The organism is Bilophila sp. (genome assembly GCF_057864385.1).
Genome location: NZ_DBMAFI010000008.1, coordinates 21,594 through 46,080, shown reverse-complemented (window position 1 = coordinate 46,080; position 24,487 = coordinate 21,594). Strand labels below are relative to the sequence as shown.

The following is a 24,487-nucleotide window of genomic DNA, read 5'->3' as shown; positions in this document are numbered from 1 at the left end:
CATGAACGGATTGGATTTCCCCCGCGTCGGGGTTTTGCCGAGCGGCCCGTTGGATGCGATCACGGATGTGGGCGACGTCCGCGTCGGGCATTGCACACTGGATGAAGGGGATGTCCATACCGGTGTGACCGTGGTGCTCCCCAACGACGATCCCCTGATGCGGAAGCCGCTTGCCGCCTGCCGTATATTCAATGGGTTTGGCAAGAGCGTCGGCTTGATGCAGATGGCTGAGCTCGGTTGCCTCGAAACGCCGCTGGCGTTGACCAACACGTTTTCGGTGGGGGCAATCGCCACGGCGCAGATCCGGGCGGCGGTGTCCGCACACCCGGAAGTGGGCCGGGAATGGCCGACGGTCAACCCTTTGGTTCTTGAATGTAACGATGGGTATTTAAACGACATTCAGGCCCTTGCCGTAACTGAAAAACAATATATCGAAGCGTGTGCCTCGGCTTCCCGCGAATTCATGCAGGGGAGTGTCGGGGCCGGGCGGGGCATGTCCTGCTTCCACCTCAAGGGGGGCATCGGTTCGGCTTCCCGGATAGCGGAGTGCGGAGGGCAGCCCTTCACCGTCGGGGCGCTCGTGCTTTCCAATTTCGGCAAAGCGGAACACTGCCTGTTGGCGGGCCGTCCCGTAGGCCATCTTTTGGAGGAACGGCTGGATCGCATCGGTGCGGAAGCCGCCGTGCTTGCCGCCGCACCGGAAAAGGGCAGCATCATCATGCTGTTGGCGACCGATGCGCCATTGGATGTCTTGCAGCTTGGGCGGCTGGCGAAACGGGCCGGGAATGGCCTTGCGCGGACGGGCTCCATTTTCGGGCATGGCAGCGGAGACGTCGCCATTGCCTTTTCTTCCAGCCAACACCTCCCGCAGTCGTCAGAATCCGCCGTGCCGCTTCTTCATGCTCCGGACGGTTGGATGGATCGCCTGTTTCAGGCTGCTGCCGAGGCGACCGAGCAAGCCATTTTCAAAGCCTTGTTTTTTGCGGAACCCTTTACCGGGCGCGACGGGCATAGGCGTCCTTCCATTCGGGAAGTGCTGCCGGAGTGGCGTGACATCGTGCGGGGCTGAGGGCCGCAGCTATCCTTGTTCGGAATACGGAGAACATCATGCGCATTTTGATTTCTGCGGATATTGAAGGCATCAGCGGGGTTATGAGCCCGGAGCAGACCTGCCCCGGCTCTGGCGAGTACGAACGGGCGCGGCTCCTCATGACCAGGGAAGTCAATGCCGCCGTCGAGGGGGCATTGGAAGGCGGGGCTGCCGAAATCTGGGTGGCTGACGGTCATGGGCAATACAACAATATCCTGTTGGAAGAGCTGCATCCGAGCGCGTGCCTCGTCTCTGGGAAGCCCCGGCTGTTCGGTATGATGGGCGGCCTTGACTGCGGCCCGTGGGATGGGCTTTTCCTGATCGGCTACCACGCGCGCGCCGGAGCTTATGGCGTGCTGGCCCACACCATCAATGGATCGGCCTTCGCTGAAATCCGCGTCAACGGCGTCCCCGTGGGTGAGTATTACCTGAATGGGTTGTTGGCTGGCGAGTATGATATCCCCGTCCGGCTGATCAGCGGTGACGACAGGCTTGCTGAGGAAGCCGCTTCCGTTTATCCCCATGCGGAGATTGTAACGGTAAAACGGGCACTGGGTACGAGGGCAGCCGTCCATCAGCCGACTGGGGCGGTTCATGAGGCTTTACGTGCGGCGGCCCGGAAATCACTGCAAAACATTTCATGCAAGCCGTTCAAGCTCGCCGGGCCGTTCCCGGTACAGGTTTCCACCGTGCGAACCTACCATGCGGATCTTTTCTGTATGCTTCCCGGTACGAAACGGCTGTCTCCGACATGCCTTGAGTTTATCGCGGAGACGCCGTTTGCCATTTCGCGGACACTCAACTGTTTTTCGAGCATGGCGGCCTCAGTGCATTAGCTTGATGGTTAAGACGAACATACGGCGCGCGGTTTTTCCGCGCGTCTTTTTTTGTGGAATGGCAGATATTCTTTAGATCAGGCCCATATTGTCAAATTTATTACCTAATCATATATAGTTATTTGATAAAATGTAAAAAAACGAAATGCTCGGCATAAAAGGAAATCAGGAAATGTTCCCCTCCAGTATAGTTAACTTTACTGTCATAAAGTTAACTAATATTTCAGAGTGGAGCAGAACCGCCAAAAATGCGCTGTAATCGCTTTTATCCATTTTACGACTCATACATCGGAAAAAATTTTTTAGCGCCTTAAAATCAATTTTTGAAGGACTTTTTCTTTGACGCCATATGGCCCAATTCCGAGCTATCGGGAATAAAACTTTTCTGGCCCGCTTTGGCAAAGCTAAAGCCTGAGTAAAACCAAATCCGCAAGGCTGTGTCATAGAAAACGGTTGATGCTTTATTTCCTTGAAATTCCAAAGAAATAACCAATAAAATCCCCTAATCACAGAGCCCACCAGCGGAAAATTTTGAGAAAAAGCATATATTTTCAGTATATTGTCGAAACAAAAACAACCATGTACTCTGATAGAGCCATCCGCAAAAGGCCAAATCTGCCAACATTGTTCTCATAGTGAAGCAGCCATTAACCGGGTTGTGTTTTCAGTGCTGAAACAATTCTTCAAAAGATGGGATCTACCATAAGATGCGATTGTTTTGCTGGGCTCTGTCAGGGGATGTGGTTGTTTCATCTCCACAGCTCGGTGAAAGTACAGCCTTTTTCTCCAGCTTTCCCTTGAACCTATGGCTAAGGCATTTTGCCGGTCGTTCCTTTCGAGCTTCAAAGAAAAAGCATCAGCCATTTTCTCTGGCACAGCCTTTTGTTGTTATAATACGGTGAAAATACAGATTTTTATCAGGTTTTCCGTTGGCTGCCTCCATAGCCGAGTCCTTCTATTGCTTACCTCTTTGAAGTTTTTGAAGTTAAAAAAAGGCTGTGTTATAGAAAATGGTTGATACTTTTTTCCTTGAAGTTCCACAGGGATAACTGACAAAATGCCTTAGCCCTGTATTCCGCCAAGAGGAAAACCGGAAAAAAGGCTGTATTTTCACAGTACTGTGGAGATGAAACAACCACAAACTATGACAGAGCCTCAAAAAAATATGGCCTCAGCCATTTCTTTTTGGGTTCAGCCAAAGGTTTCTATCCTAAAGGCCATCCCCGGCAATGTATCCGCCCGTTGGCAGTTTTCCCAATCTCATGAAATGCAAAGGGAATGTACCTTGCGGCGCCCGTACAAGTTCGATAGGCTGTAGCCGTTCCCTGTTATGGAGGTTCTATTCATGCCCCCCCTTCCGGCCCCCTCATTTTCACAGCTTCCCGAAACCCTGCCTGACTGGACGCCCCTTGATCGGAAACGGGTCTTGGAACATTTTATGCTCAGCCGCGATTACGAAAACATCGCCGAATACATTTCTTTCCAGTCGGATCTCCTGCCCGATGAGCGCGTCATCCTTTTTTTCCTCCATGCCGTGTATGCCGACTCCACACGGACGATAGAATTGTACGCCCTGTATATCATTGGCCTTTTCAATTATGCGAAAAAGAGTTTCAACCTCTTGAAAGCATGGGATATTGACGCCTATTTACGGCATCTGGCAAACAAGGGGCTGAAGCCAAGCTCCCGGAATACGGCGGCGGCTACGCTTCGGAGTTTTTTCCGGCATCTCGTCGATTCGGGCGTCTGCACAGTCAACCCCGCCGCTTTTTTGAAACGGAAGCGCAGCGATGGGAAAGGAACCTTGCCGGGCCACCTGTCGCATAGCCTCGGACAGGATGAACTGGAGCGCCTATTCACTGGCATGGAAGAACTTGGCGCGCCGTTCCGTGATGTTGTCCTCTTCCGGGTTCTGTTCATGACGGGGCTGCGCGCCGAGGAAGCCGTATCCCTCAAATGGGTGAACGTGATCAACTGGCAAGGGCGCTGGTACCTTGACGTGCTGGGGAAAGGCAGCAAAGCGCGGCGGGTCTATCTTCCCCAAAAAGCTCAAGCGGTACTTGAAGAATTGCGGCGCCGCACCTCACCGCGCCCCGATTATCCGATCTTTGAAAACCTCCGCCACCGCGGACGCCCTATTTCCCGGCATGGCCTGTATGCGCTCGTCAAGAAATGGTCTTCCCTTGTCATTTCCAGAGGTGACGTTTCGCCGCATTGGTTCCGCCATAGCTGTTTCACCCAGCTTGCAAGCCGGGGGGCGCGCCTTGAAAGCATTCAGGCCCTTGCCGGACATGCGAACATCCAGACGACCATGCACTACAACGAGGCGGCCCAGCTTATGGCCCCGGCAAGCGCCATATTTGATGAAGAATAATTATTTCACTAGGCTGTGTTATAGAAAATGGTTGATGCTTTTTTCCTTGAAGTTCCAAAGGGATAACCGGCAAAATGCCTTGGCCGTGGATACCGCCAAGGGGAAAACCGGAGAAAAAGGCTGTATTTTCACCGCACTGTTGAGATGAAACTATAACAAAGACTTTCACCATATTGGTGTGGTGAATACGCAGCCCTTCACGCTCCATTTTCAAGCATAGGAATGCTGAAAACTGAAAAGGGGCATGAGGCACGGAAGCCTTCCCCGCACAGGATGGACAAAAAAACGATGTACACCACAAACAAGGCCGCCCCTCATTAGATGGGGCGGCCTTGCCGTGCTGGGGGAACAGGCGGTGCGCACCGCCTGTTGGGGAACCAAAAGCCTTTTCAGGAAGGGGGATTATCCAAAGAAAGGCTCCGGAAAGTAGATATGCATGATGTTGGTGAAAAAGACTTGGAAAAATACGATAAACGCCGCCGTGAACGCAAGGTCGGCGAAGAGTGCCCTGCCGGTCTTGCGGGGGGTCAGCACAACCAGCATGGCAAACATGCCGACGGCCATGCTGATCTTGAATGAAACATACATTGCGCCAAGCACCTGCGCGATGAAAATCGCGGAAACAAGGCACCAGCGCTGCGGGGGAATGTCCCCGAAGAAGGACATTTCCCCTTTGCCTGCCATAATGGCCTTGAGCGCCAGCAGGACGCTGCACGCCATGATCAAATACAGCACGCACAGCGGAAAGAGTACGCCTTCGCGGGGGATGCCCTCAAGCTGGCCCCGCATGACGAAGCTGAAGGCGATGAGAAAAACAGCGGTCAGAATATCTATGGTACGTTCTTTCATCTGCATCCTTCCTGATGGGCTGCGCAGCATCCCAATTCTTGTTTAGCCGGATACGCCACTATACAGTAAGGGCGATATGTCCCGCGAATCAAACCTTCTTGGCCCCGCATTCCTTCCAAATGGAATAGCCGAGCGAAAGCAGCGTAAGGATGATGAGCACAAGGCTCTGCGGGCGCGAGAAGAAGAACAGCATGATATTGCCTTCCGCCGATCCGAGATGAAGCGACAGCTTGAATCCTTCTTCCATTGTGGTGCCGAGGATAAGCCCAAGCGCCATGGGGGCGACCCCGTACTTATACCGCACAAGCACGTAACCGAGCAAACCGCAAGCCGCCATGGACAGCACGTCCATCAGGGAGCTGCTGATGGAGTAGGAGCCGACCACGGACAGGGCCAGGATCGCTACCACAAGGAAGTGCTGCGGGATTTGCAGCGCCCGCACGAAAATGCGCACCAGTACGAGCCCAAGCAGCAGGATGATGATGTTCGACAGGATCAGCCCGAAGGCATAGGTGAATACGATGTCGCCCTGTTCCGAGAACAGATCGAAGCCCGGCTTCAGCCCGTGGGTCATCAGCGCGCCGAGCATCACGGCGGCGGGGGCGCTGCCGGGGATGCCGAGCGTGAGCATGGGGATCTGCGCCCCCCCGACCACGGCGTTGTTGCAGACTTCAGGGGCCATGATCCCTTCCATGACGCCGGTACCGAACTCTTCGGGCTTCTTCGAGAACCGCTTGGTTTCATTATAGGCTACGAAAGTGGCGATGTTGCCGCCCGCTCCCGGCATGATGCCCACGATGACCCCGACCACACCGGCCACAAGCGTGACCCATATGCGGCGGAAGAAGTCTTTTAACGTCTGCCAAAAGACGCCGGGGGCCGGATTATAGGGGGCCATAACGCCCTTTTCCCCTGCGGGGCGCAGGAGCAGCAGGGCCTGAGGGATGGCGAACAGCCCGATAAGCGCGGGGACTACGTTGATCCCGCCCATGAGTTCCATCGTATTGAACGTGAAACGGGGATACCCCGTGACCGGATCCATGCCCACGCAGGCAAGGACAAGGCCGATAAGCGCCCCGATCACGCCCTTGAGGACATTGCCGGAAGAAAGTGAAGCGATGATCGTCAGCGCGAACACGCACAGCCAGAATTGTTCGGGCGCACCAAACTTCATGGACACGTTGGCAAGGGGCACGGACAGGAACAGCAAGGAGGCAACACCGAAAAGCCCCCCAAAGACCGATGCGATCAGTGCCGTGAAAAGGGCCCTCTGCGCTTGCCCTTTCATGGCCATAGGGTACCCGTCGAACGTGGTGCACAGGGCCGCCGCCGTTCCCGGTGTATTGATGAGGATTGAGGGGATGGAGCCGCCATATTCCGAGCCGCAGTATACGGAACCGAGCATCAGCAGCGCCGTCGCCGGTTCAAGCCCGAATGTAAAAGGCAGGAGCAGCGCGATGCCGAGCGTGCCTGACAATCCGGGGATGGCCCCCATAATGATGCCGAAGCAGGCGCTCAGGGTCATGAGCAGCAGCGTGACCGGGTCGGACAGATTGGAAAGGACTACCCACGGATCAAACATGTTCATCTCGCTCGTGTTATGGATGAAGCTTCAAGGGGGGAGTCGCCTCCCCCATGACCCTACTTGAGGAGACCGGAAGCCTCCAGAACCTTCTTGGCCTGTTCGCCTTCCCTGCTGATGATCTCACCAAAAGCCTTGCCGGTCTGGAACTGGGGCATCAGGCCGCTGCTCTTGACCGCCTTCTGATATTCGGGGTCGGCGCACACTTCCGCAAACTTGCTTTCCAGATACTGCCGTGCTTCGGCGGGAATGCCTTGGGGCGTGGCGAGGCCGCGATACTTGCCGGACTCGATGGCATAGCCCTGTTCAATGAACGTGGGCACGTCGGGGCACAGCTCATAGCGTTCCTTGCTGCCGATGGCGAGCCCGCGGGTCTTTTCCATGCGCAGGAAGCTGGAACCCGAACCGAAGTAGGCGTCCACCTCGCCGCTGAGCAAAGCGGGGATGGCCTTGCCGCTGCCGGAATAAGGCACCTGCGTGAACTTCGCGCCGGTGAGCTTTTCGATTTGCATAAGGAAGAGGTGATCGCCGGTAAGCTTGCCCACGGTCGCCACCTTCACCTTGCCGGGGTTGGCCTTGGCGTACTCGATAAGATCCTTGAACGTCTTATAGGGGGCGTCTTCGGGAACCATGACCACGTCGGCGTCGTACACAAGGCCGCAAAGCGGGCTGAGCTGTTCCGTCTTGTAGCCCGGCTGCCCCTCAGGGCGCAGCATGGGCTGGAGCACGATATGAGGCAGATCCACGCCGCCGATGGTGTACCCGTCCGCCTTTGCGCCGACCAGCCACGTCCAGCCGATTTCCCCGCCCGCACCGGCCTTGTAGGTTACGATGATGGGCTGATCGAAAACGCCCTTGGCGAATTTTTCAAGGAGCCTGTGGCTGACGTCGCTGCCGCCGCCCGCATTGAACGCGGTCATCAGGGTGATCGGCTTTGCAGGATACTCGGCAGCCTGTGCGGGAACCGCCAAGAGGCCCAGCGCCAGAAGAGAGGAAAGGAACAAGCTTTTCATATCTACCTCCAACAGGTGTTTAGATGGCAGTTACAGGGCGTTGTCCGGGACTCAGCTTTTGCAGGAAGGCTTCCACGGCCTCCACGGTCGGGGGGATGACGCCGGGCGTTTCGCGTTCGTCGGTGGCGACCTGCGGCGCGTTCAGCCCGTGCCCGGTGAGGTTGCAGACGGTAACCCCCGGATTCTCAAAACCGGGCACCTTCACGAGATACCGCAAGGCGGCCACGGAGACGGAACCCGCCGGTTCCGTGAACAGCCCCTCTTCCCGCCCAAGCTCGCGGATGGTGTGGATGAAGTCGGCGTCGGAAACGGAAATCATGGTGCCGCCGGTTTCGCGCACGGCTTGCAGGCAGTAGCGCCCCCAGTAGGGGTTGTTGTTCATGATGGCGTCGGAAAGGGAAGGCTTCTTGTCCACGGGCGTCACGGCATCGCGGCCTTCATGGAAGGCGCGGGCCGTGGGATCGCAGGCTTGCAACTGCACCCCGACGAGGCGCGGCATCCGATCGATGACCCCCGCGGCGAGCATCTCGCGGAAGGCGTCAAACGCGGCGACCATCCCGGCCCCGCCGCCGCAGGGGATCAGAACCGTATCCGGGGCCTGCCCAAGCTGCTGGACGACACCGTAAGCGAAGGTGCGCTTTGCGGCGATACGGTAAGGGTTGGGGCCGCCGCACTGGAACCAGTTGCGGCGCTTGACCATTTCCCCGCAGATCCGGCTGGCGGCGGCCATGTCGCCGTCGATGCGGACTACGCGCCCGCCGTAGACGAGGCTCTTGAAAATTTTCGCGGCGGAAACCTGTTTCTGGACGAAGACCACGGGATTGAGCCCGGCGCGGGAGCCGTAGGCTGATACGCTGGCCGCGTTGTTGCCGGACGAGGACAGGCACACGGTTTTACAGCCGAATTCCAAAGCCTTGAGGACGCACAGAGCCGTGCCGCGATCCTTCAGGGACAGGGTCGGCCCCTGCTCCACCTTGAAATGCAGATCCGGTATGCCGAGCTTCTCACCGTAGCGGTGGGAAGACAGCAGCGGCGTTTCGGCTTCGCCAAGGCTCACGCGATCGATGAGCGATTCGTCGGAAATCGGCAGGATAGACCGCCACTGGCGGAGGAATGAGCGCCCATCGGGAGTGGGCAGGCCCGCACCCAGCACCTGACGGAGCGACGCCTCGGAAAACGTGACGCGCATGGGCGCGCCGCAGTCGGGACAAGACAGGGCACATTCGGCCTCAGGCACGCGTTTGCCGCATTCGCGGCAGACAAGCCCCAGACATTCTGCATGCATATGAATCCTCCTGAGTGGAAAAGGCTTGGCGCCTCTCGTGTACGAACAACGGTCGATCGCTGACAGTATTTTTGTCATCCGTCGACAGTATGTGAAAAGAAACACGCCCTGTCAATACTCTGTCGACAAAAATAGTCGACAAAAATACAGACAGCCTCGCACACCCGATGGAGCATCCGCATTTATACAATAGATAAAGTGAAATAGATAAACTACAGATCCGAAAAAATACTGTAAGCCCTGTCTCCTCCAGCACATGGCCGATGCGGGCCCTCCGGCAGGCCTCTGATGCCATTTTTTAGCTGCCCAAACCGGAAACTCCGGCCCCTCACCCTATGAAAGGCCGTTCCCAGCGCTTCACGCGGAGGGGGCTGCGGATGGGGCTGGGGACTGCCGGATGCCATCCAGAAGCCCAAACCTTCGTGCGTAACCGCGCCCACGCCTTATTTTGGAGCTGCCGGGTTCTCTGATACGGGAAATTTATTTTTAGTCGTATTGTAGGAATTGGTTGATGTTTTTCCTTGAAATCCCAAAGGAATGACCGACAAAATGCCGCAGGCATGGATTCCGCCAAGGGGAAAACTGGAGAAAAAGGCTGTATTTTCACCGGGCTGTGGATATGAAACAATCACATGCTATGACGCAGCCTTATTTTTTACAACTGAATGATAAAATATTTATAATAGTTATAATCAAATATAGAAAATAGCCGCCAAGAGTCCCAGCCATGGGCTTTTTCCCCTCCATTGGGTTGGCCCACAGGTACGGCCTGATGTACGCAAAAAACGGCCTTCCTGTGCCCGACTCCCAAATGCCCTTCTGCGGCACGCCGTCTTTTCCCCCCAGCCTTCAAAACATCGCACCATGCCTGCCCCATCCACTCTGAAAGATTTTTTAGGTGTTGTGACAAACAGCACTTGACACAACCCGTCGACAGAGTTCTAATACTGTCAACGGTCGACAAATTTGTTTTTCACCACCCACCTTTGAGGTAGCTATGAAAAGATTCTATGCTTTGTTGCTCGCCCTGGGGATTTGCTTTGTGTCCGCGCTTCCTGCGCTGGCGGAATACCCCGCCAAGCCGATCATGCTCATGACCGCATTCAATGCGGGCGGCGGCAGCGACCTGAGCCACAGGCTCGTCGAGAAATTCGCCAAGGGGGTCATCCCCCAGCCCATCGTCGTGACCTACAAGGCGGGCGCGGGCGGGGAAATCGGCTGGACGTGGCTCATCGGCGCAAAGGCGGACGGGTACACCATCGGCGGCGTGGATCTGCCCCATATCGTGCTCCAGCCCATGCTTCGCCCTGAGGGGCAGCCGGGCTACAAGACGGAACAACTGAATCCGCTTTGTTGCCTCGTGTTCGACCCGGACATCCTGATCGTCAGCGAAAAGAGCCCGTTTAAGAGTTTCGGGGAACTGATCGAATACGCCAAGGCCAACCCCGGCAAGGTGAAGGCCGCAACCGTGGGCAAGCTCACCGGTGACCATATCTTTCTTATGAACGTGGAAAAGTTCACCGGCGCGAAGTTCACGCAGGTTCCCTACCCCGGCGGCAGCAAGGCGGCTCCGGCGCTGCTCGGCGGCGAAGTGGACTGCTATTTTGCTTCCACATCCAACTTCCTGCGTATGCAGGGTGCGCGCGGCCTCGCCATTGCAACCAAGGATCGCTATGAGCTCTGCCCCGATGTCCCGACCATGAACGAGCTTGGCTATAAGCTCGAATCCGCCAAGTATCGCGGCCTTGCCACCCCGCCGGACTTCCCCGCGGAAGCTCAGGCCTATCTCGAAGCCGCGCTTGCCAAGATATGCGCCAACCCTGAATATCAGGCGGGCGTACGCGGGGCCGGACTGCTCCCCTACTTTAAGGATGGCAAGGCGTTTGGCGAAATCATCCGGCAGGAAAAGGAAAAGGCCCACAAGACCCTCAAGGAACAGGGGTTGATCCGGTAACACAGCGAAAGCGGCCCCCTTCTGAAATGATGCAGCCTGCGGCGACGCGGCGGGAAGCCCTCCGATCCGTACCACCATACGGATCAGGGGGCTTTTTTGATGGCTGCGGCTGTAACGATGGACGGGGAAGGGGGATGGAAAACGTGAGGTATGAGGTATGATGGCGGAACAGTGTAGGAAAAGCTCTGTCATGGAAAACGGTTGATGCTTTCTTTCCTGAAATGCCAAAGACATAACCAATAAACTCCCCCAACCATGGAACCCCTCAGCGGAAAAATCTGGGAAAAAGTATATATTTTTCAGCATATTGCTGAGTCAAAACGACCATAAACTCTGACAGAGACATAAAAAAGCTGTCTCATGGAAATAGCTGATGCTTTCTTGATGTCCCAAGGAAATGGCCGATAAAGGGCTTGGGCCATGAAGCCCGCCAACAAAAGCGGAAGCAAGCGGAACACGGGAGAAAAAGGCCCTCTTTTCATCACGCTGCAAACATGAAAGGTTCTATCATAGCATATGGTTGTTTCATCTCCATAATATGGTGAAAATACAGCCTCTTTCTCTAGTTTTTCCTTTGCGGAATTCGTGGTTAAAGTATTTTGTTAGTTATTCCTTTGGAACTTCAAGAAAAAAAGCATCAGCCATTTTCTATGACACAGCCACATGAAACAGCCATATCCCATGACAGGGCCAACTAATAACCACCCGCACAGCAGGTGGTTATTTTTCTGACGCTTCGTATCCTCAACAGGCTGAAGCCCACAAAAAAAAACGCCGGGAAAAGCTCCCGGCATTTTTTGCATTGGCTGCGTCACAGAAAATGGCTGATGCTTTTTTCTTTGAAGTCCCAAAGGGATAAGCGGCAAAATGTTTTAGCTGTGGGTTCCGCCAATGGGAAAACCGGATAAAAAAACCGTATTTTCAGCGTGCTGTGGAGATGAAACAACCACCTGCCATGACAGAAGCCTTTGCCTTCATCTGAAGGCTGTCCGTCAGCCTTCCAACTGGCTGCGGTAATCAGCCGCCGTCATCAGGGCGGGCGTTTCCGTGGGCCGGATACGGAGCATCCAGCCATCGGCGTAGCAGTTGAGGTTCACGAGCGTAGGCTTGCCTTCCAGCGCCCCATTGCGCTCAACGACTTCCCCGGCCACGGGCATATACAGCGAACTGACGGTTTTCAGGGATTCCACAGTCCCGAATTCGTCATCGGCCCCGAAGGAAGCGCCCGCATCGGGCAGATCGACGAACAGGATTTCACCAAGCTGATCCTGTGCGAAATCCGTGATGCCGATGACCAGCGTGTCGCCGTCCTTGCGGGCCCATACGTGGCGGGCCGTGTAACCGAGATCTTCAGGAAAGTTCAGGGATTTTGGCGTGTTCATAATGCCTCCTGCGGTTTGCCGCACCCGGTGGAGCCGTGCGGCATGGTTGAGGGAAACGGGAGCTAGGCGAGCATCCCGGCGGCTTCGTACAGCCCTTCCGAAAGGGTCGGATGGGCATGGATGGTTTCAAAGAGTTCCCGTGCCGTACACCCCTTCTGAAGGGCGAGGGTCGCTTCAGCGATGAGATCCGAGGCGTGCGCCCCGGCAATATGGACGCCGAGGAGCCTGCCCGTGCCCTCTTCGGCAACGATTTTGAAAAGCCCGGAAAGCGCGCCCATAGCCTGCGCCTTGCCGAGTTCCCGGAACTGGAACACCGCCGAACGTACCGCCATCCCCTGTTCCTTGGCCTGTTCTTCCGTCAATCCCACATCGCCGATTTCCGGCGAGGTGAAGATGGCCGAAGGAACCGCCGCATAGGATTGCGTTTTCCGCTTCTCAGGGTGCAGGATGTTATGAACCGCGGTATGCGCTTCGGCTGCGGCCATGTGCGCCAGCATGATCCGCCGCGGGCCGGTGACGTCGCCAATGGCATATACGCCGGGAACCGACGTTTCCAGCGTATCGTCGACGATGATCCAGCCACGCTGGTCGAGCGCAATCCCCGCTTCGGCCAATCCGGCGGTGTTCGGCGTCCGGCCCACGGTAACGCAAACGGCGGACGCGTTCAGGATACGGGAACCGCCCGCCCCTGCGGGGAAAGGCGCGATTTCCACCGCCGCCCCGCCGTCACACGGGGATACGCGGGAAACCGTATGGGCCAGTTCCACGGCGATGCCTTTCTTCTTCATTTCACGGAGCAGCAGACGGCTGATTTCCCCGTCCACGGACGGCAGGGGGAGCAGACGCCCCTGCCCTTCGATGACCGTCACTTTCGCGCCGAAGGCCCGGTAGATGAAAGCGAGTTCACAGCCGATAACCCCGCCGCCGACAATGGCCAAGTGCTCAGGCACGGTTTGCAGCTCCAGCGCATCGTCGCTGGACAGGACAAGCCGGTGATCCACGGGCAGCGAAGGCAGCTCCAACGGGGAGGAGCCGGTGGCGAGGATGACCCGATCCCCGGCGATCTCCAGAACTTCATCCCCGGAAGCGGCCCTGACGAGCCCGGAACCGACAAGCCCCGCCTCGCCGTGGATGATGCGGATCTTCAACTGGGCGGCTGTCTTTTCAAGCCCGGTTTGCAGGGTTGCCGTCACCTTGCGCTTCCGGGCGACGATGGCGGGCATGTCCGGCACGGCGGCGCAATCCCCGGCAATGCCGAATTCCCTGAGCCGGGCAGCCGTATCCAGTGCGTCCGCCGATGAACGCAGCGTCTTCGTCGGGATACAGCCCGTGTGCAGGCACGTCCCACCAAGATGGGCACGCTCGATAAGGGTCACTTCGGCCCCGGCTTTCGCGGCGGCGAATGCGGCGGTGTACCCTCCGGGGCCTCCCCCGATGATGGTCAGCTTCATGACGCGCCCCCTGCCCTGCGGACACTGTGCGAGACGTTGATGCCTTCAAAAATGGATGCCGTGACGAGGCAGTTTTTGACGATCTTCGCGCAATGATCCACCTTGGCGGCATAGGCTTCATCCGCGTCCACGGTCACGTTGATGTCGATGCGTACAAGGCGCATCGCGCCGTCCGCATTGGGTTCCTTGGTTCCCGTCCCCTGCGCCCGGATGGCGCGGAACGGAACCCCGCGGGCCACAAGCGCCGCCCGGATGCTTCCGCAGAAACAGCTCAGGGCCGCGGCTATCAGCAAGGCGGACGAGTTGCCGCCCCGCTCCGTTTCCGGGATTCCGGTATAATCCATGACAATATCTTTAAGGACAGGGGAACCCGTATGGACGGTGTAGACGTCGCCCTCTTGAACGAACGAAACCTGTATGCGTTGGGACATCGCTGACTCCTTGTTTGTTGTGGGATTCCAGAGTGTGCCTATCCTGCTTCCAAGTCCATGAAAACCGTCATCCCCCCAGCTTCGGGTTGGCGGCGAGCCCCCGCAGCAGGGCGGGGACGGAATACATGGCGAGCGCCGAGCTGCGTGGGTTCCGGGGCAGCGGGGCCGGGCGGGTTATGGTTTCCAGCGTACAGTCCCCGGCACGGGCCGAAATGCGGTGCAGGGTTCCTGCCGCGCCGGGATCGGCGAACAGGCGTACCCGCGTCCGCGAAAAGCCAAGCCCCGCCAGGCCGAGGCTGACCGCGACGTTCACGTTCGCGGGGAAACGCCGGATCGCCTCTTCCGCCGTGCCGCTGAACAACAGCCGGGCTTCCGGGGACATGATCAGCGCCTCTTCCGCCGTGGGCGGGTCGAGATCCGTGAGGGGCGGCGTCTGCCCAAGGCTGCGGGGATGCTTCACCGTGGTGAGGGTAACGGCATCAAGCCCCATTTCCCGCATGGCCCGGATGCCATCCAGCCCGGCAATGGCCCCAGAGGGCACATGCACCGCGGTACGGGATGCCTCCACGTCGCGCAGCAGGGAAGGATCAAGCGAAAACCCGCCGACGCTCAACGGCACGACGGCTTTTCCGGCGGCAAGGCAAGCCCGCACGATAGGCGGCATGGAGACGGCGCTGGTGGCTTCGACAAGCAAATCACATGATTCGATAAGGGGTTGCAGGCCAAGCACGGGGACGCCTCCGAGCTCCCGCGCAAGCTCCTCGGCGTGCGCCGTGGTGCGTGAAAAAAGCCCGCCGAGACGATAGGCCGGCAGATGTTCGCGGATATGCCGGGCGATAAGACGCCCCATCGCACCGCATCCGATGATCCCAAGAACCGTTGGCTGCATCGCTTTCTCCAATATATCCGTAGGGAGCATAGCCGAAAACTGTTCTATTGTCGACAATAATAGTCGACCAAAAATAATCCGACAGATCCAGCCCCCTCACTGTTGCCCGCAAAAGGCTTATTCCCTTGCAGCCCTTACGGAAAGGCTGTGCCATAGAAAATGGTTGATGCTTTTTTCCTTGAAACTCCAAAGGGATAACCGAAAGGCTGTGTTTAAGCTTGTGGTTGATACAAGATTCCAACTGGAAAGGAAGAGTTCTTTGGAAATGATTTGGAGGTCTCGCAACAATTCTTCAAAACTGGATTTCATGTAATGAACAAAAAATGAGAGAGGCCCACATCACCAGACGTGGAACGAGCTTTTATCTATTGATTTTCATTGAAAAAAATCATCAACAGTAAATTGAACACAGCCTAAAATTTACACTTCCGCGCAGCCGGGAGACGGAAGCCTCCGAACTGATGCTGTGCGGTTCCCGTTGCCTTCATTGACCCTTACAAAAGTCTTGGGAGGGAGAGGGGAGGAGTTTGAGGAGGGGGGAGGGAACCTTTCTGGAGAAAGGTTCCCTCCCCCCCTCCTCAATGCCTAATTATTCCCAGCCATATCCACGACCCACTGATGGAGGCGCAGGTCATTGGTCAATTCGGGATGGAAAGAGGTTGCAAGGATATTCCCCTGCCGCACGGCAACGGGGAAGCCGTTGATCCGGGCGAGCACCTCCACGCCGGGGCCGACCTCTTCGATGAGCGGTGCGCGGATGAAGACCGCTTCGAGGGGCGCTTGATTCGTCGGCTTCCCGTCCGCTGCGGGAAACGGGTGCAGTTCCAGCGGGGCCGTGAAGCTGTCGATCTGCCGCCCGAAGGCGTTCCGGCGCACGGAAGCGTTCAGGAGGCCGATGCGCGGCTGTTCGGGGTGATCAAGGATGTCCGAGCAGAGCAGGATAAGCCCCGCACAGGTGCCGAATACGGGCATTCCGCTTTGGATCAGCTCCCGCACACGGCTCATCATGCCCCATTCGATGAGGAACTTGCCCATGACCGTGCTCTCGCCTCCGGGGAAGACAAGGCCGGAAAGCCCTTCGAGGTCTTCCCTCGTGCGGATTTCCACGGTTTCGGCTCCGCAGAGGGAGAGGGAACGGACGTGTTCCCGGAAGGCTCCCTGAATGGCCAGCACGCCGATGCGCGGTGCGGACGCTGCGGCCATCGGCTTACCAGCCCCGTTCCTGCATGCGCTGTTCGGGCGCGATGGCCGAGATTTCCAGTCCGGGCATGGCTTCGCCGAGATCGCGCGAGACTTCGGCAAGGATCTTGTAATCATTGTAGTGGGTCACGGCGGCGACAATGGCCTTGGCGCGCTTGGCCGGGTCGGTGGATTTGAAGATGCCGGAGCCTACGAACACACCGTCGAGGCCGAGCTGCATCATGAGGGCGGCATCGGCGGGCGTGGCGATGCCGCCAGCGGCGAAGTTCACCACAGGGAGGCGGCCTTCGGCGCGGATCTTGAGCACGAGTTCGAGCGGCGCGCCGTTTTCCTTGGCAAAATTGGCGACTTCCTCTTCGGGCAGGGCACACAGGGCGCGGATTTCGCCGAGAACCATACGGCAGTGGCGCACGGCTTCGACGACGTTGCCGGTTCCGGGTTCGCCCTTGGTGCGGATCATGGAAGCGCCTTCGGCAATGCGGCGCAGGGCTTCGCCGAGGTTGCGGGCCCCGCATACGAACGGCACGGTGAAGCCGCGCTTGTCGATATGGAAACGGTCGTCGGCGGGGGTCAGGACTTCGCTTTCGTCGATGTAGTCGACGCCGAGGGATTCGAGGATGCGGGCTTCGACGATGTGGCCGATGCGCGCCTTGGCCATGACCGGGATGGTCACGGCGTCCATGATGCGGAGGACGATGCTCGGATCGGCCATGCGGGCGACGCCCCCGGCCTTGCGGATGTCGGCGGGGACGCGCTCAAGGGCCATGACGGCGCATGCGCCCGCTTCCTGCGCGATTTTCGCCTGTTCGGGTGTGGTGACGTCCATGATGACGCCGCCCTTCAACATTTCGGCCAGACCGGACTTGAGCTGGAATGTACCTTTCTCCATGATCTATCTCCTTGAGAACCTAGCGGTTGCGTTGATGATGGACGTAACCTAACAGCGCTCCGGGGAGCCGGGGTAGCGATCCGGCTGGTCATGGATCAATGTTTTTGGCGGGCGGGACAATGTGGATTGTCATGGTGACAATGTATGGTGGCAAAAAGAAGGCAAATACAGCTTGATGGCCTGTGACGGCCGGCGTGCCGCCTCAATATGCGCCTTTTGAAAGAGAGAGCCTCAAAAGGCGCAGGGATTCAATGAGCGCAAAACGCTTGGAAAAGGGAGGCGCGGGGGAGGGAAAACGCGGGGCTTTTTTTCAGAAGGCCCTGCCATAGAATATGGTTGTTGCGCCTCCACCACATGGTAAAGGGCTTTTTCCGCTTTCCTGTCAGTGGGTTCCACATCTGAAGGACTTTATCGGTCATCCCTTTGGAACTTTAAGAAAGCATCAGCCATTTCCTTGAAGTTCCAAAGGATTAACCGAAAAAATGCCTCAATCATGGATTCAGCCGGTGGGAAAACCGGATAAAAGGCCGTATTTTTACCGTGCTGCGGAGGTGAGGCAACCACATCCTATGACAGGGCCTTTCAGAAAAGTTTCCCCCTCCCCAATGGATCTATTTGCCCTCGGCGTTGCCTTCCAGTTCGGCAATGCGGAATTCGACATCCTCCCAGCGTTGGAGGGCGGCGGTCTGTTCGTCGTCAAGCTCGGAAATGCGCTTTGCGGTGGCGTTGAACCCGTCGGGATCGCGCGCGAAGAAGCCGGGATCGTTGAGCCGGTCTTCAAGCGTATGCTGCTCGTCTTCCAGCGCCGTCATCTTGCCGGGCAGGGCTTCCAGTTCGTCCTTGAGCATTTGCAGCTCGCGCTGTTCCTTGAAGGTCAACTTGCGCGGGCCGATCTTGGCGGGAGGGGCCAACGGCTTGGGTTTCGGCTTGTCGGCGTGGGCAGCCACGGGCTCAGGGCGCTGGCGCAGCCAGTCCGTGTACCCGCCCACGTACTCGCGCACCTGCCCGTCGCCTTCAAGAGCCAGCGTGGTGGTGACGAGGTTGTCGAGGAACTCGCGGTCGTGGCTGACCATGAGCACCGTCCCTGAATAGTTGGCGAGCAGTTCTTCAAGCAGTTCCAGCGTTTCCACATCCAGATCGTTGGTGGGTTCGTCGAGAACCAGCAGGTTGGAGGGCATGGTGAACAGCTTGGCGAGGAGCAGGCGGTTGCGCTCGCCGCCGGAAAGCGTATGCACCGGAACCCTGAGCCGATCCGATTCAAAGAGGAAATCCATGAGGTAGCTGGCCACATGGCGTTGCTGCCCGTTAATGGTCACGGTGTCGTTGCCGTTCGCCACGTTGTCCATGACCGATTTTTCAGGATCGAGCGAGGAACGGAGCTGATCGAAATAGCTGACTTCGAGCCGCGTCCCGTGCCGGATGGAGCCTTCCGTGGGCTCAAGCTCACCGAGGAGCAGCCGGAGCAGGGTGGTCTTGCCCACGCCGTTGTTGCCGATGAGCCCGATGCGATCCCCACGCTGGATGATGGCCGAAAAGGCGCTGAATACGCGGTAGCCGTCGGGGTAGGCGAACCCCGCCTGTTTCGCTTCGATCACCAGCTTGCCGGAGCGTTCCGCTTCCTGCGCGAGCATGGAAACGACGCCTTGGCGCGACACGCGGGCCATCCGTTCGGAGCGCATGGCCTGCAGCGCGCGGACGCGGCCCATATTGCGGGTACGGCGGGCCTTGATGCCTTGCCGTATCCACGCCTCCTCCTGCGCAAGCTTCTTGTCGAAGGCCGCGGCCTGTTTTTCCTCGGCATCAAGGCGTTCCTCCCGGCGTTCGAGGAACTGGTCGAACGTGCAGGCGTAGCTGTAGAGATGGGCGCGATCCACTTCCACGATGCGCGTGGCGAGGCGGCGGACAAAGGCGCGGTCATGGCTGATGAAGACAAAGGTTTTGACCCGCCGGACGAGGAAATCTTCCAGCCACGCGATGGTCTTGATGTCCAGATGGTTGGTGGGTTCGTCGAGCAGCAGGTTTTCCGAGGCGACGAGGGCGCGGGCCAGCGCCACGCGGCGCTTGTTTCCGCCGGAGAGCGTGGAGAAGTCCGCTTCGGGATCGAGGCCGAGCTGGTTGATCGCTTCAAGGATGTCGCCGTGGCGCTCCCAACCCTCCCCGGTCTGGAGCAGGTTGCGGGCCAGCGCCAGCCTTGAGGCGGAAAGCTGGTCTTCGCGGCCCGTGGCGATGAGGTGGGCGGCGGCCAGCGCTTCTCCTTCTTTCCCAAGTCCTGAGGCCACCACGCCGAAGACCGGGCCGCTCCAATGATCGGGCACGGCCTGCGGCATATGCCCGAACGTGACGCCCGGCGTGCGGACGATGGTGCCGCCGTCGGGCGTGAGGTCGCCGGACAGCAGGGCCATCAGGGACGACTTGCCGACGCCGTTGCGTCCGACGAGACAGACCCGCTCTCCCTGCTCCACATGCAGGTCGGCGGCATCAAGAAGCGTCTTGCCGCCCAAATTGAGCGTGACGCCCTGTAAACTCAAAAGTGCCATGAACTCCCTCGCAGGATACGCGAAAACGGATCGCGGGAACATTTGTTGCGTAGAAAGGGCGCTGCGGGAACGCTTGGCGGGGCCTTTCCGTGGGTGGCCCGGAGCGTGCCGCGCGGCGCTGACGGTACGGATTCTGCCCAGAAAGATATGCCGCTTTCCCGAAAGAGGCAAGGGAATGGCCCTGATGCCGCCCCGCCGCCATGCCGGGCGCAGTGATGCGCCGCTTGCCCCATGATTCTTTCAACACCGAAAAACTCCGAAGGGGGCCCCGCGTTGCCACTGCCCTTTTTTTAAGGTATGGTTACGGCAAATGTCCTTGGCTGTCCTGTGGGGAGTGGCTCTGTTCGGAAGCCGGGGAAACGAACGTTCTCATGGGTGGATGAGGAAATCATGAAAGTGCGTAATCCCTTTGCTGGTCTGTTGGCCCTGTTTTTTGTGGTCGCGTGGTGCCTGAGCGGCTCCGCAGCGTTCGCCAAGCCCCTTGTGCCCCTTCGTACGGCATGGCTCGGCGAGCATGAAACCTTCTTGGTCTGGTACGCCAGAGAAAAGGGATGGGATAAGGCTGAAGGGCTGGATCTCGAACTGCTGCCCTTTGAATCCGGCAAAAACGTCATTGACGAAATGCAGTCCTCCAATTGGGCCATTGCCGGCGTCGGCGCCATGCCCGCGCTGACCGCCTCGTTGAGCAGCCGCCTGTACATCGTCGGCATCGGCAACGACGAATCCGCTTCCAACGCCATTTTCACGCGTGCCGACAGCCCCATCCTCAAGATGAAGGGCTTCAACCCCAACTGCCCCGAAGTCTACGGCAACCCCGGTTCCGTGCGCGGGAAGACCTTCATCGTCCCCAAGGGTACGTCCGCCCACTACATGCTGAGCCGCTGGCTGCACGTCCTTGGCCTGAACGAGCGTGACATCAAGATCGTCGACATGCAGCCGTCCGAAGCCATGAAAGCCTTTGCCGAAGGCCAGGGCGACGCCATCGCGCTGTGGGCCCCCCAGACCTTTGAAGCTGAAAAGCTCGGCCTGAAGACCATTGCGCACTCCAGCGACTGCAATGCCCGCCAGCCCATCCTGCTCGTCGCCAATATGGACTATGCCAATAAGCATAAGGGCGACATCGTGGCCTTCCTCCGCGTGTACCTCCGCAGCGTGGACATGATGAAGAAGACCCCCGCCGAGGATCTTGCCGACGACTATATGCGCTTCTACAATGCGTGGACCGGCAAGGCCATGACCCGCGAAGAAGCTATCCGCGATATTAAGGATCACCCGGTATACGCGCTTGACCAGCAGCTCGCCATGTTCAAGCAGAGCTACGGGACCAGCGAACTGCGTGAATGGCTGCACGATATCGTCTCCTTCCAGAATGAGACCGGCGAACTGGATCGGCGTGATCTGGCCCGCCTTGAGCGCCTCCATTATGTCACCGACATTTACCTGAAGGCCGTAAAGGAACCTGCCAAAAAGTAGTTCCTCGCGCCAAAAATGTTTTTGAAGGTGGTTCCGGGATGTTGCGTCCCGGAACCACTTTTCTTTGAGAAAGAGGGGGCGGTTTTTGTGAAGTTCTGTTTGACTTTTTCCGTTTGTTTGAGAAAAATCGCTTTCCGTCTTGTTTCTTCCCGGAAAAACGCAGGCTGCGCGGGTCGCGTGCGGCCGTTTCTGTGTGTTCGTTGAACCGGAGCGGTTCCGTGTCCGTTCCGGCTTCATATGGCTGCCGTGTTGGTAACAAGGTGGTATCAAAGTATGTTTTCGCAATATGAAGGGATCTTGAATTTTTTCGAGTTCCGTAATGATGCGGCTGTGGAAAAGTTTTTCACAAGCCGGTGCATAAAGAGGGCTCTTCATATGAAAACCCTTGTCTCCCAAGGGTAAAGAAAACATCGGAGAAGTGGCGGTATTGCAAAAAGGCCTGTCATTACGGGTAACTTTTTTATCCTCCTTTGTGGGAAGCCTTTTGCGCCCCGACGGGCAGAAACTCCGCGAATCTGCTTTGTCACAGGACAAGTCAAACGCTAGAAGAATCGGATATGAAAACTCAGTGGCTCAAAATCTGTGAAGATCTGCAAAACAGGCTCAACCCCGGCACCTATAAGGTTTGGGTTGCGCCTCTCACCGCCGACCTTGAAGGGGAGGGGAAGATCCGTCTGTCCGCCCCCAATGGATTTGTGGCGACGTGGGTACGCGATCGTCTGCTGAACGACATTTCCGATGCGGCTTCGGCCATTTTCGGGCGGCCGATGGAGATCAGCGTGGTCGCGGGCAATCCCCCCGCCAAAACGAGCCGTTCCATTCCGGTGCGCCCCACCGTCTCCGTGGAAGGTGAGCCATCTCCGGCCCGCCGCCCCCGCACGGCCCCCGCGCCCCGTCCGGCGGCCGCCCCGCCCCTGCTTTCTTCCGCTGCAGAACAGCTTTCCCTGCCTATTACCATGCCCGTGAATCAGTCCGTCCCGCGCCACTGGCGGTATGCGTTCGACAGCTTTGTGGTCGGCCCCACCAATGACATGGCGTATGCTGCTGCGCGCAACATGGTGCGTTCCGGCGCCACCGTGGACACCTTGTTCCTCAGCTCCGGGCCGGGGCTCGGCAAGACGCACCTTACGCAGGCCGTAGGGCAGGCTCTATGCGAAGCCAGTAACCGTTCCAACCCCAAGGTCGAATATCTGACCGCCGAAGAGTTTTCGAGCTGTTTCGTGCAGGCCCTTCAGTCGAGGACAGTGGAGCGCTTCAAGGGGCGTTTCCGCGATGTGGATTTGCTGCTCCTTGAGGACGTACACTTCCTCCAAGGCAAGGAAAAGATGCAGGATGAGGTGCTTTCCACCATCAAATCCCTACAGGAAAAGGGGAGCCGCGTCGTCCTGACGAGTTCCTTTGCGCCCTGCGAGCTGCGGAACGTGGACAACAGCCTTGTGTCGCGTTTCTGTTCGGGGTTCCTTGCCGGTATTGAAAAGCCCGACGCCAGCACGCGCCGCCGTATCCTTCAGGAGAAGGCCCGCCAGAACAACGCGCTGCTGCCCGATTCGGTGGTGGACGTGCTGACCGAGCGCCTCACCGGGGATATCCGGCAGTTGGAAAGCTGTGTGCATAACCTGCTGCTCAAGGCTAAACTGCTTGGCTGTACCATTTCCGTGGAAATGGCGCAGGAGATCCTGGCGCAGTACAGCCTTGACGATCCTTTTGTGGATGTGGACTCCATTATCCGCAAGGTGTGCGAAGGGTTCGGCCTTTCGCCTGAGCAGTTGGCCTCCCGCAGCCGGAAGCAGAATCTGGTGGTGGCCCGCAACACGATTTTCTATCTCGCCCGCAAGCACACCGAGCTGTCCTTGCAGGACATCGGCGATAAATTTTCCCGCCGCCATTCCACCGTGCTTAAGGGCATCGCTTCAGTTGAGCGCGAGCTGCGCCGCGAGTCTCCCCTTGGGCGGCAGATTGCCGGTACGCTGGCTTTGTTGGAACGGCGTTAGGCTTTATTGGAAGGTTCCATCATAGAGGATGGTTGATGCTTTTTTCTTGGGCTCTGTCATAGTATATGGTTGTTTTATCTCCACAGTATGGTGAAAATACAGAATTTTTCTCGAATTTTTAGTTGATGGACTCCATAATTGTGGCATTTTATTGGCTATTCCCTTGGAATTTCAAGAAATAAGACATCAATCGTTTCCTATGACACAGCCTATTGGAAAGGCTCTCTCATAGAGAATGGTTGATGTTTTTTCTTAAAGCTCCAAAGGAATAACCAGCAAAACGCCTTAGCCGTGGATTCCGCCAATGGGAAAAACAGGATAAAAAGGATGTATTTTCACTGTGTTGTGTGGATAAAACAACCAAAAGTATGACTGATCCATTAAAAACGGAGAAGGGAAATCTTTTTGAGGAGAGGAAAGGATGGGATGTCCTTTATGTTTTCTCCCTTATCCGGCCTCCTTTCCAATGGCTTTAAGTATTATTGAGTCCTTCATTGCGGGGGATGTGAATATTTTTTAAGGCTCTGTCATAGCCTGTGGTTGTTTTATCCCCATAGTATGATAAAAATAAAGACGTTTTTTCCATTTTTCCCGGCGATGGACTTCATGCTTGGGGCATTTTATTTGGCTATCCCTTTGGAGCTTCAAGAAGAAGCATCAACCATTTTCCATGACACAGCTTTTTTTAACAGGAAAGGGCACCCAACCGAATGCCCTTTTTTGTTATGTGTGTTCTGCCACAGTAATCTATTTCTTAAGGTTCTGTCATAACGATTGATTACTGCAATTTTAGATTGGTATATTTTATTGATTTTTTTGAAAAATATTTTGCTGTGTTATAGAAAATGGTTGATGTTTTTTCCATGAAGTTCCAAAGGGATAACCGGTAAGATGCCTTAGCCGTGGATCCCGCCAAGGGGAAAATCGGATAAAAAGGCTGTATTTTCACCGCACTGTGGTGATGAAACAACCACAAACTATAACAGAGCCTTTTGTTATGTGTGTCCTGCCGCAGTAATCTATTTCTTAAGGTTCTGTCATAACGCTTGGTTGCTACAATTTTAGATTGATTTTATTGATTTTTTTGAAAGTGTTTTGTGATGAGCCCCATGATGAAAACGCTTTCCTCAGTATCTATTCTGAATTGTATGAAGTTAAGAGGCAGTTTTTTGCTATGGCAGAGCCTTTCTTAAAGGTTCTGCCATAGCAAGCGAGTGCTGTTTTATTCCTTAAAAATTCAAAGAAATGGCCAACAAAATGT

At 57.0% G+C, this 24,487-nt stretch carries 20 protein-coding genes; 6 read left to right on the top strand and 14 right to left on the bottom strand.

Features of this window, described 5'->3' with window-relative positions; all coding sequences use genetic code 11:
• The first annotated feature begins 1 nt into the window (after position 1).
• Entirely contained in the window at positions 2-1,069 is a 1,068-nt protein-coding gene (locus ACZM8Y_RS04075) for a P1 family peptidase (protein ID WP_482334739.1), read from the top strand.
• Positions 1,070-1,107: 38 nt separating this feature from the next.
• Positions 1,108-1,926, top strand: a complete 819-nt coding sequence (locus tag ACZM8Y_RS04070) for a M55 family metallopeptidase (RefSeq protein ID WP_479860091.1) — start codon at positions 1,108-1,110, stop codon at positions 1,924-1,926.
• Positions 1,927-2,091: 165 nt separating this feature from the next.
• On the opposite strand, the gene ACZM8Y_RS04065 is transcribed toward ACZM8Y_RS04070, so the two are convergent.
• Positions 2,092-2,370 (bottom strand): hypothetical protein, encoded by a 279-nt coding sequence (locus ACZM8Y_RS04065; RefSeq protein WP_489501591.1) that lies wholly within the window; start codon positions 2,368-2,370, stop codon positions 2,092-2,094.
• 901 nt (positions 2,371-3,271) lie between these two features.
• Here ACZM8Y_RS04065 and ACZM8Y_RS04060 point away from each other — a divergent pair.
• The gene (locus ACZM8Y_RS04060) at positions 3,272-4,300 is read left to right on the top strand and encodes a tyrosine-type recombinase/integrase (protein WP_482332501.1); all 1,029 of its coding nucleotides are present in this window, start codon (positions 3,272-3,274) and stop codon (positions 4,298-4,300) included.
• On the opposite strand, the gene ACZM8Y_RS04055 is transcribed toward ACZM8Y_RS04060, so the two are convergent.
• The 6 genes from ACZM8Y_RS04055 to ACZM8Y_RS04030 all read right to left on the bottom strand — a co-directional run bounded on the left by ACZM8Y_RS04055 (position 4,263) and on the right by ACZM8Y_RS04030 (position 9,661).
• Positions 4,263-4,553: a hypothetical protein gene (locus ACZM8Y_RS04055; protein ID WP_482332503.1), complete on the bottom strand. Its 291-nt coding sequence runs from the start codon at positions 4,551-4,553 to the stop codon at positions 4,263-4,265. The two genes, ACZM8Y_RS04060 and ACZM8Y_RS04055, sit on opposite strands and share 38 nt — an antisense overlap.
• 149 nt (positions 4,554-4,702) lie before the next feature.
• A complete protein-coding gene (locus tag ACZM8Y_RS04050; protein ID WP_302552466.1) occupies positions 4,703-5,149 on the bottom strand; it encodes a hypothetical protein in 447 nt (148 codons plus the stop codon).
• Positions 5,150-5,237: 88 nt separating this feature from the next.
• Positions 5,238-6,737 carry a tripartite tricarboxylate transporter permease gene (locus ACZM8Y_RS04045; protein ID WP_308770642.1) on the bottom strand — a complete coding sequence of 500 codons (1,500 nt, stop codon included), beginning with the start codon at positions 6,735-6,737 and terminating at the stop codon, positions 5,238-5,240.
• 53 nt (positions 6,738-6,790) lie between these two features.
• Complete coding sequence (locus ACZM8Y_RS04040) at positions 6,791-7,744, bottom strand: tripartite tricarboxylate transporter substrate binding protein (protein WP_482332508.1); 954 nt, start codon at positions 7,742-7,744, stop codon at positions 6,791-6,793.
• A 19-nt stretch (positions 7,745-7,763) separates the two neighbouring features.
• Complete coding sequence (gene thrC, locus ACZM8Y_RS04035; RefSeq protein WP_482332510.1) at positions 7,764-9,029, bottom strand: threonine synthase; 1,266 nt, start codon at positions 9,027-9,029, stop codon at positions 7,764-7,766.
• Positions 9,030-9,472: 443 nt separating this feature from the next.
• Positions 9,473-9,661, bottom strand: a complete 189-nt coding sequence (locus tag ACZM8Y_RS04030; RefSeq protein ID WP_489501589.1) for a hypothetical protein — start codon at positions 9,659-9,661, stop codon at positions 9,473-9,475.
• Positions 9,662-10,071: 410 nt separating this feature from the next.
• On the opposite strand from ACZM8Y_RS04030, the gene ACZM8Y_RS04025 reads away from it, so the two are divergent.
• The gene (locus ACZM8Y_RS04025) at positions 10,072-10,983 is read left to right on the top strand and encodes a tripartite tricarboxylate transporter substrate binding protein (RefSeq protein ID WP_308770645.1); all 912 of its coding nucleotides are present in this window, start codon (positions 10,072-10,074) and stop codon (positions 10,981-10,983) included.
• A gap of 992 nt (positions 10,984-11,975) precedes the next feature.
• Here the strand turns inward: ACZM8Y_RS04025 and gcvH are convergent.
• The 7 genes from gcvH to ACZM8Y_RS03990 all read right to left on the bottom strand — a co-directional run bounded on the left by gcvH (position 11,976) and on the right by ACZM8Y_RS03990 (position 19,762).
• A complete protein-coding gene (gene gcvH / locus ACZM8Y_RS04020; RefSeq protein WP_308770647.1) occupies positions 11,976-12,365 on the bottom strand; it encodes a glycine cleavage system protein GcvH in 390 nt (129 codons plus the stop codon).
• 62 nt (positions 12,366-12,427) lie between these two features.
• The gene (gene lpdA / locus ACZM8Y_RS04015; RefSeq protein WP_302552478.1) at positions 12,428-13,816 is read right to left on the bottom strand and encodes a dihydrolipoyl dehydrogenase; all 1,389 of its coding nucleotides are present in this window, start codon (positions 13,814-13,816) and stop codon (positions 12,428-12,430) included.
• Positions 13,813-14,247 (bottom strand): OsmC family protein, encoded by a 435-nt coding sequence (locus ACZM8Y_RS04010; protein WP_479859608.1) that lies wholly within the window; start codon positions 14,245-14,247, stop codon positions 13,813-13,815. Before ACZM8Y_RS04010 ends, lpdA begins: the two co-directional genes overlap by 4 nt.
• A gap of 67 nt (positions 14,248-14,314) precedes the next feature.
• A complete protein-coding gene (locus ACZM8Y_RS04005; RefSeq protein ID WP_479859609.1) occupies positions 14,315-15,136 on the bottom strand; it encodes an aspartate dehydrogenase domain-containing protein in 822 nt (273 codons plus the stop codon).
• Positions 15,137-15,721: 585 nt separating this feature from the next.
• Positions 15,722-16,339: a pyridoxal 5'-phosphate synthase glutaminase subunit PdxT gene (gene pdxT / locus ACZM8Y_RS04000; RefSeq protein ID WP_482333465.1), complete on the bottom strand. Its 618-nt coding sequence runs from the start codon at positions 16,337-16,339 to the stop codon at positions 15,722-15,724.
• A 4-nt stretch (positions 16,340-16,343) separates the two neighbouring features.
• The gene (gene pdxS / locus ACZM8Y_RS03995; protein WP_487474556.1) at positions 16,344-17,225 is read right to left on the bottom strand and encodes a pyridoxal 5'-phosphate synthase lyase subunit PdxS; all 882 of its coding nucleotides are present in this window, start codon (positions 17,223-17,225) and stop codon (positions 16,344-16,346) included.
• Positions 17,226-17,836: 611 nt separating this feature from the next.
• Positions 17,837-19,762, bottom strand: coding sequence for an ATP-binding cassette domain-containing protein (locus ACZM8Y_RS03990; RefSeq protein ID WP_482333467.1), 1,926 nt, complete (start codon positions 19,760-19,762; stop codon positions 17,837-17,839).
• A 390-nt stretch (positions 19,763-20,152) separates the two neighbouring features.
• Here ACZM8Y_RS03990 and ACZM8Y_RS03985 point away from each other — a divergent pair, with 390 nt between their 5' ends.
• Both ACZM8Y_RS03985 and dnaA read left to right on the top strand, forming a co-directional pair.
• Complete coding sequence (locus ACZM8Y_RS03985) at positions 20,153-21,235, top strand: ABC transporter substrate-binding protein (protein ID WP_302554261.1); 1,083 nt, start codon at positions 20,153-20,155, stop codon at positions 21,233-21,235.
• Positions 21,236-21,792: 557 nt separating this feature from the next.
• Positions 21,793-23,226, top strand: coding sequence for a chromosomal replication initiator protein DnaA (gene dnaA, locus ACZM8Y_RS03980; protein ID WP_482333470.1), 1,434 nt, complete (start codon positions 21,793-21,795; stop codon positions 23,224-23,226).
• The last annotated feature ends 1,261 nt before the right edge of the window (positions 23,227-24,487 follow it).

What these genes read in the sequence shown, in the direction of transcription:
- ACZM8Y_RS04075 (WP_482334739.1), top strand. Translation starts at nt 2, where the DNA reads ATGAACGGATTGGATTTCCCCCGCGTCGGGGTTTTGCCGAGCGGCCCG.
- ACZM8Y_RS04070 (WP_479860091.1), top strand. Translation starts at nt 1,108, where the DNA reads ATGCGCATTTTGATTTCTGCGGATATTGAAGGCATCAGCGGGGTTATG.
- ACZM8Y_RS04065 (WP_489501591.1), bottom strand. Translation starts at nt 2,370, where the DNA reads ATGACACAGCCTTGCGGATTTGGTTTTACTCAGGCTTTAGCTTTGCCA.
- ACZM8Y_RS04060 (WP_482332501.1), top strand. Translation starts at nt 3,272, where the DNA reads ATGCCCCCCCTTCCGGCCCCCTCATTTTCACAGCTTCCCGAAACCCTG.
- ACZM8Y_RS04050 (WP_302552466.1), bottom strand. Translation starts at nt 5,149, where the DNA reads ATGAAAGAACGTACCATAGATATTCTGACCGCTGTTTTTCTCATCGCC.
- ACZM8Y_RS04045 (WP_308770642.1), bottom strand. Translation starts at nt 6,737, where the DNA reads ATGAACATGTTTGATCCGTGGGTAGTCCTTTCCAATCTGTCCGACCCG.
- ACZM8Y_RS04040 (WP_482332508.1), bottom strand. Translation starts at nt 7,744, where the DNA reads ATGAAAAGCTTGTTCCTTTCCTCTCTTCTGGCGCTGGGCCTCTTGGCG.
- thrC (WP_482332510.1), bottom strand. Translation starts at nt 9,029, where the DNA reads ATGCATGCAGAATGTCTGGGGCTTGTCTGCCGCGAATGCGGCAAACGC.
- gcvH (WP_308770647.1), bottom strand. Translation starts at nt 12,365, where the DNA reads ATGAACACGCCAAAATCCCTGAACTTTCCTGAAGATCTCGGTTACACG.
- lpdA (WP_302552478.1), bottom strand. Translation starts at nt 13,816, where the DNA reads ATGAAGCTGACCATCATCGGGGGAGGCCCCGGAGGGTACACCGCCGCA.
- ACZM8Y_RS04010 (WP_479859608.1), bottom strand. Translation starts at nt 14,247, where the DNA reads ATGTCCCAACGCATACAGGTTTCGTTCGTTCAAGAGGGCGACGTCTAC.
- ACZM8Y_RS04005 (WP_479859609.1), bottom strand. Translation starts at nt 15,136, where the DNA reads ATGCAGCCAACGGTTCTTGGGATCATCGGATGCGGTGCGATGGGGCGT.
- pdxT (WP_482333465.1), bottom strand. Translation starts at nt 16,339, where the DNA reads ATGGCCGCAGCGTCCGCACCGCGCATCGGCGTGCTGGCCATTCAGGGA.
- pdxS (WP_487474556.1), bottom strand. Translation starts at nt 17,225, where the DNA reads ATGGAGAAAGGTACATTCCAGCTCAAGTCCGGTCTGGCCGAAATGTTG.
- ACZM8Y_RS03990 (WP_482333467.1), bottom strand. Translation starts at nt 19,762, where the DNA reads ATGGCACTTTTGAGTTTACAGGGCGTCACGCTCAATTTGGGCGGCAAG.
- ACZM8Y_RS03985 (WP_302554261.1), top strand. Translation starts at nt 20,153, where the DNA reads ATGAAAGTGCGTAATCCCTTTGCTGGTCTGTTGGCCCTGTTTTTTGTG.
- dnaA (WP_482333470.1), top strand. Translation starts at nt 21,793, where the DNA reads ATGAAAACTCAGTGGCTCAAAATCTGTGAAGATCTGCAAAACAGGCTC.